The 6,400-nt window shown below is 60.4% G+C and carries 5 protein-coding genes; 3 read left to right on the top strand and 2 right to left on the bottom strand.

Features of this window, described 5'->3' with window-relative positions:
* Nucleotides 1-28: 28 nt before the first annotated feature.
* On the top strand, nucleotides 29-754 hold the full coding sequence (locus BTM36_RS18770; protein WP_077237455.1) for an SDR family NAD(P)-dependent oxidoreductase: 726 nt from the start codon (nucleotides 29-31) through the stop codon (nucleotides 752-754).
* A gap of 142 nt (nucleotides 755-896) precedes the next feature.
* A complete protein-coding gene (locus tag BTM36_RS18775) occupies nucleotides 897-1,694 on the top strand; it encodes an IclR family transcriptional regulator (RefSeq protein WP_077237456.1) in 798 nt (265 codons plus the stop codon).
* Between the two features lie 44 nt (nucleotides 1,695-1,738).
* On the opposite strand, the gene BTM36_RS18780 is transcribed toward BTM36_RS18775, so the two are convergent.
* Nucleotides 1,739-3,364: an alkaline phosphatase gene (locus BTM36_RS18780; protein ID WP_077237457.1), complete on the bottom strand. Its 1,626-nt coding sequence runs from the start codon at nucleotides 3,362-3,364 to the stop codon at nucleotides 1,739-1,741.
* Between the two features lie 351 nt (nucleotides 3,365-3,715).
* On the opposite strand from BTM36_RS18780, the gene BTM36_RS18785 reads away from it, so the two are divergent.
* On the top strand, nucleotides 3,716-4,918 hold the full coding sequence (locus BTM36_RS18785) for an ammonium transporter (RefSeq protein WP_077237458.1): 1,203 nt from the start codon (nucleotides 3,716-3,718) through the stop codon (nucleotides 4,916-4,918).
* A gap of 493 nt (nucleotides 4,919-5,411) precedes the next feature.
* Here the strand turns inward: BTM36_RS18785 and BTM36_RS18790 are convergent.
* Nucleotides 5,412-6,400: HD-GYP domain-containing protein (locus BTM36_RS18790; protein ID WP_217349593.1), on the bottom strand; the 989-nt coding region annotated here is incomplete at its 5' end.

The following is a 6,400-nucleotide window of genomic DNA, read 5'->3' on the forward strand; positions in this document are numbered from 1 at the left end:
GCCACCCTCGCTATCCAAAAGGAACACCATGAGCTTCATTCCCGATCTTCTGCAGGGCAAGACCGCCCTCGTCACCGGCGGTACCCAGGGCATAGGCGGCGCCGTCGCACGCCAGCTGGCAGCACTCGGCGCCCGCGTCATTGCAGCCGGATTGCCGCCCTTCGCCCACGAGGAATTCGCCGGCACCGACATCACCCTGGTGGAAATGAATGTGGCCAGCGAAGAGAGCGTGCGCGCTGCCCTGGCCGGCCTCAAGCAACTGGACATCGTGGTCAACTGCGCCGGCATCATCAAGCGCGGCGCGGAACTGGAGACCGAAGTCTTCGAACAGGTGATCGCCGTCAACCTCACCGGCACCATGCGCGTGTGCGCGGCTTCCCGTGAATTGCTGCGACAGTCCGGCGGTTGCATCGTCAACACGGCCTCCATGCTCAGCTTCTTCGGTGGCGGCCTGGTCCCCGGCTATAGCGCCAGCAAGGGCGGCGTAGCGCAGCTGACCAAATCACTGGCCATTGCGTATGCGGCCGACGGCATCCGCGTCAATGCGGTGGCACCGGGCTGGATCGCCACCCCGCTCACCCAGGCCCTGCAGGACGATCCCACCCGCGCCGGCCCGATCCTGGCGCGCACTCCCTTGAACCGCTGGGGACGCCCGGAAGACATCGGCAATGTCGTGGCCTTCCTCTGCTCACCCGCCGCTTCTTTCATGACCGGCACCATCATCCCGGTCGACGGCGGCTATCTGATTGCCTGATCACCCCATTCCATGCATGCCTTTTCCCGCGTCCGCTGCTCCAGGCGGCGCGGGCTTTTTTGCGCTGGGGCACTACCAGGCTCCGCTATAATCTGCCCGCTCCCGCTCCCGATTCCGCTCCTGTCTCCTTAAGCCTGCGCCCATGCCAGACCACGACAAACATCCCGACGACCCGAACAAGATTGCCGGCACCGCCGCCTTCTCCAAGTTCGTCGCCGTGCTGCAATTGATCGCCGACCAGGACGCGCCACTGAACATCGCGCAGCTGGCGGCGCTCTCTGGCTATCCGCGCCCCACCGTCTATCGCATCCTGGCCGCCTTGATGGCCGAGGGCATGGTGGTGGAAAACCCGCGCAGCAAACAGTTCGAGGTGGGACCGCGCCTGATCAACCTGGCCAGCCGCGCCTGGGACCGCAGCGATATCCGCACCACTGCCATCGAACCGCTGCGCCAGTTGCGCGACATCACCCGCGAGACCATCCACCTGGCCGTCCCCAGCGACGTCAGCATGGTCTACATCGAGAAACTGGAAAGCCCGCAAGCCGTGCGCATGGCATCGCGCATCGGCACCCGCGTGACGCTCTATTCGAGTTCGGTGGGCAAGGCCTATCTGGCCGGCCTGGAAGAATCGCGCCGCGAAAACCTGATGCGCACGCTGCAGATGGAGCCCTTCACCGAGCACACCCACACCGATCTGTCGGCTCTGCGCCAAGACCTGGAACAGACCCGCGCCCGCGGCTATGCCGAAGACCGTGAAGAGAACGAAGCCCAGATCTTCTGCTACGGTGCCGCCATCGTCGGCGCCGACGGCTTGCCGGTGGCCTGCGTGAGCGTGAGCATCCCGCTGTTCCGGCGCCTGCCCGATCCACAGCAGGCCTATGTGGCGCCGCTGCTGCAAGCCTGCGCCACCATCTCGCGCAAGCTGGCCGGACCGGGCTGAAGCCGGTCCGGCCTTCAGCTCCAAGCCGCATCAAGCACTGAACATCAGGCCTCGGGCGGCAGTTCAACCTTGTAGATTTCCTTGCCGTCGGTATTGTGCAGCGTCACGGTGAGCGTCTTCGATTTCGCATCGATCTTGCCGATACCGAAGAACTGCAGCAGCTCCGCCGGCGAGCGGTTCTGCTTCATGTCCGCCGGAATGCTCACGAAACGCACATCCGGACCGAAGGTGCGATCGATCTCGCCCGGACCGAAGGTACCGGCGTTGATCGGCCCGCCGACGAATTCCCAGAAAGGCTTGAAGTCGGTGAACTGCGCGCGTTCGGGCGCATAGTGGGTGGCCGAGGCATAGTGCACATCGGCCGTCACCCACACCACGTTCTTGACGTCGTGCTGCTTGATGAAGCGCAGCAGCTCCGCCACCTCCAGCTCACGCCCCGACGGCTTGCCGTTGTCGGCATTGGCCCAGGCCTCGAAGGTGCCGGGTGGCACATCGACATTGAGGTCCGGCACCACGATGGACAAGGGCATGTCGCTGGCGATCAGCTTCCAGGTCGAGCGTGAGCGCAGCAGCGCCTGCTTGATCCAGCGCATCTGCTCCGGCCCGAGAAACTCCGCATCGTGACCGCCGCGCTGGCGATTGGGCGAATTGCGACCGCGATAGCTGCGCTCGTCCAGCATGAACACCTCCAGCAGCGGGCCGTGATTGAAGGCGCGATAGATGCGGAAAGGATCGGCCTGGTCGATGCGGAAGGGATTGTGTTCGAACATGGCCTGGCGCGCACGGGCCGCCAGCACATCGATGTTGCGCTCGTCGTAGCGCTTTTCCTGGGCGCCGATCACCTGGCCCGGATACCAGTTGTTGCGCACCTCGTGGTCGTCCCACTGCACCAGGAACGGCACCTCGGCGGCGAAGCGGCGCTTGCTGGCATCCAGCATGTTGTAGGCGAAGTTGCCGCGATAGTCGTCCAGCGTCTGCGCCACCTTGGACTTGGCCTCGGTCACCACGTTGCGCCACAGGCTGCCATCATCCAGCTTCACCTCGGACTGGATCGGACCGTCCGCATAGATCTGGTCGCCCGAATGGATGAAGAAGTCAGGACGGAAGCGGCGCATGCTCTCGTACACCCGGTAGCCACCCCATTGCTCATTGATGCCCCAGCCCTGGCCGGCTTCGTCCCCCGAGAAGGCGAAGGTGATGTCGCGTGCCTGCCCGCGCGCCGTAGCCGGCACCATCAGGCTGCCGGTCAGCGGCTCGCTCAGGGCCGACTCATGCACCAGGTCCTGGAAACGCACGCGGTAATACACCCGCTGCCCTGCCGGCAAACCCCGCAGGTCCACGCGGGCGGTGTAGTCGTCCCGCGCCAGCGCAGTGGGGCCGGCGATGCGCACCGCATCGGCGAAGTTCTCGCTGGTGGAATACTCCACCAGCATGCGCGCATTGCGGTCGGCGCGCGCCCAGACGATGGCGCTGTCGCGGGTAACGTCGCCGCTCATGATCCCGCCCGGGAACTGCGGGCGCAGACGCTCGGCGGTGACGATGGCCGGCGCGGCAGCCAGGCTGGCGGGGCTGGCGATCACGGCCACGCTGCCGGCGGCGGCGGCAGTGACGGCGCTGTCGCGCAGGAAGCGGCGACGGCTGGGTTCGGCTGGCGAATTCTGGTCTGGCATGGCAACTCCTGAGGGTGAGGAAAAAAGAAGGGAGTTGCAATTTAGCAATCGCGTATGACCGTTCCATGAAAGCACGATGACCAATGCTGACCGGATCCCCCAAAACGGCTAAATGACGTGATTTTCAAAAAAATTCGAGCCGCCCTGCCCTCGCACCAAAACAAACCGCGCCACCGTATCGCCTACCCGTATCGCACAATTTTCGTGCGCATCACAAGCTGACAAGGACCTAACGCACCCAAAAAGTCCTTTTGAATCAAGCCACTGCAAAACAATCACCAAAATGGAACGAAAATTGCATCAGTCCGGGCTTTCGATTCTTTCCTTGCACAATTTTTGGGAGATTTTCTGGTGGACGATCACAAAAACGGCGCAGACGCCCTCTTCATCCTGCTGGGGGCGATCATGATCCTGGCCATGCATGCCGGCTTCGCGTTCCTGGAACTGGGGACGGTGCGCAAGAAGAACCAGGTCAATGCCCTGGTGAAGATCCTGGCCGACTTCGCGGTCTCGACCATTGTCTATTTCTTCATCGGCTACTACGTCGCCTATGGCGTGAGCTTCTTTGCCGGTGCCGAAACCCTGGCCGAGCGCAGTGGCTTCGAGCTGGTGAAATTCTTCTTCCTGCTGACCTTCGCCGCCGCCATTCCGGCCATCATCTCGGGCGGCATCGCCGAACGCTCCAAATTCAACCCGCAGCTGCTGGCCACCGCCGTACTGGTCGGCCTGGTCTATCCCTTCTTCGAGGGCATCGCCTGGAACCAGCACTTCGGCGTACAGGCCTGGCTGGCGGCCACCTTCGGCGCCGAATTCCACGACTTCGCCGGTTCCATCGTGGTCCACGCCGTCGGCGGCTGGATCGCCTTGCCCGCCGTGCTGCTGCTGGGTGCGCGCCGCGGCCGCTACAGCAAGGAAGGTGCGGTCGCCGCCCATCCCCCCTCCAACATCCCCTTCCTGGCACTGGGCGCATGGATCCTGACGGTGGGCTGGTTCGGTTTCAACGTGATGAGCGCGCAGACCCTGGACAAGATGAACGGCCTGGTCGCGATGAACTCCCTCATGGCCATGGCCGGTGGCACCCTGGTCGCACTGCTGATGGGCCGCAACGACCCCGGCTTCGCCTACAACGGCCCGCTGGCCGGCCTGGTGGCGGTATGTGCCGGCTCCGACCTGATGCACCCGCTGGGCGCGCTGGTCACCGGCGGCATGGCCGGCGCCATCTTCGTGTGGATGTTCACCCGCACCCAGAACAAATGGAAGATCGACGACGTGCTGGGTGTCTGGCCCCTGCATGGGCTATGCGGCCTGTGGGGCGGCCTGGCGGCTGGCATCTTCGGCTTGCAGGCGCTGGGTGGACGCGGTGGCGTGTCCTTCATGTCGCAACTGGTGGGCAGCGTGATGGGCATCGCCATTGCGGCAGTCGGTGGATGGATCGTGTACGGCCTGCTGAAGAAGACGGTCGGCATCCGCCTTGATCCTGAACAGGAATTCGAAGGCGCCGATCTGGCGATCCACAAGATTTCGTCGACGGCGGAGCGGGAGACGAGTTGGTGACCTGATAAATAAGAATAAAGTCTGTCGAGCCCGTTAAAGTCTGTCGGACTCCTTGATACTGTATTAAAAGTGCAATCGCAAAAGCGTCAGCTCCAATGGAAAGGCCACCATTCCGGTGGCCTCGACTGGCTACTGGTGAAAAAAAACGGATCCGTCACCTGCACAAACTAAGTACCGAAATCACCTTTGACTTAGTAAGCGAGTGAACCATTCACTATGGGCGACGTTCTGGTTCGCTTCGTTTCGGCTGGCGCCAGGCTGGTCGGCCGGAAACGGGTCAGTTCAAGGCCATTACGCAGCGCGAAAAAACCTTAGTAATTGGCTGCGGCATGTACGCACGACGAAAATTCGAAACATTACGATTTCTGGTAACAGCTCAACATTGCGGGCGCCATTAGCGGTTCAAAACCTTGGCGTAGGATTCTTTCTGAATCTTGTGCCGCCCCCCCCCTAGTCAAGTGATCGTGTTCGTCGTACGCGAATACTCTCTTTCTCAGGCAAACTCCTCCTGTTGGATAAACGCTTGGATGCCTCCTTGATCCACATCGAGTTGAGACGGATGCATAAATTCCTGCGCGTAGTTAAAACATATGCCACTACGTAAGAGCAACTGGAATATATCCGGGTCAATATGCCCGGTATCTGCCATCTTTTTCATGATTGTTAGTGTCTCTGATAATTTTTTCCCCGTTTTATACGGACGATCTGCAGCTGTCAGGGCTTCAAAAATATCCGCGATTGCCATCATTCGGGCCTCGATGCTTAACTCATTTTTGTTCAGCATTTTGGGATAACCGCTACCGTCCATCTTCTCGTGATGCCCTGTGGCAATTTCAGGAACGCGCTTTAGATTTGATGGCAAAGGCAGACTGTCAAGCATGATGATAGTTTGCACAATATGATCATTGACCAAGTATCGCTCCTCGGCCGTTAGTGTTCCACGGCCAATTGACAGATTGTAAATTTCGCCCAAATTAAGCCGGTATTTAGGCGCAGGCATTTTGATACCTAGGTTCGTATATAGCGTCGGATCTACGGATTCAGCATGGCGCTCTATCAAGTGCTCTGGCTTATCGTCCAACAAGTATTCTTTGCTCGCCGCCACGGGAGATATGCTCTTTTTCCTTGCGCGTTCTTCCCACGACAAACCGAGAGAGTCATCCATCGTTCGGATCCAGGTGCGGCGAGCGATGCAGCGCAAGCGCTCAAGGTCCTCCGGGCGAACTACTTCCCCACCCATATTGCACGACGCCACAAATTCAAATTCCTGATCAAGCTCTACGCACTGTCTACTTAGCTCATTTTTCAGAAGCTCTGGGTCACCTCCTGCCAGCTGCTTCTGGAGGGATAGTATCTCTGCATCACGCTTAAGAACTTCAAACCGCATTCTTATTTCATGGATACGTGGAATAGCCCCTTGAATCTCAGGACACGAAGACTCTCTTAAAATAGAGGATAGTCTTATGACCAGTTTTACGACTA

Source organism: Herbaspirillum sp. VT-16-41, from assembly GCF_001994935.1.
In the GTDB taxonomy this organism is placed as follows: Bacteria; Pseudomonadota; Gammaproteobacteria; order Burkholderiales; family Burkholderiaceae_D; genus Herbaspirillum; species Herbaspirillum frisingense.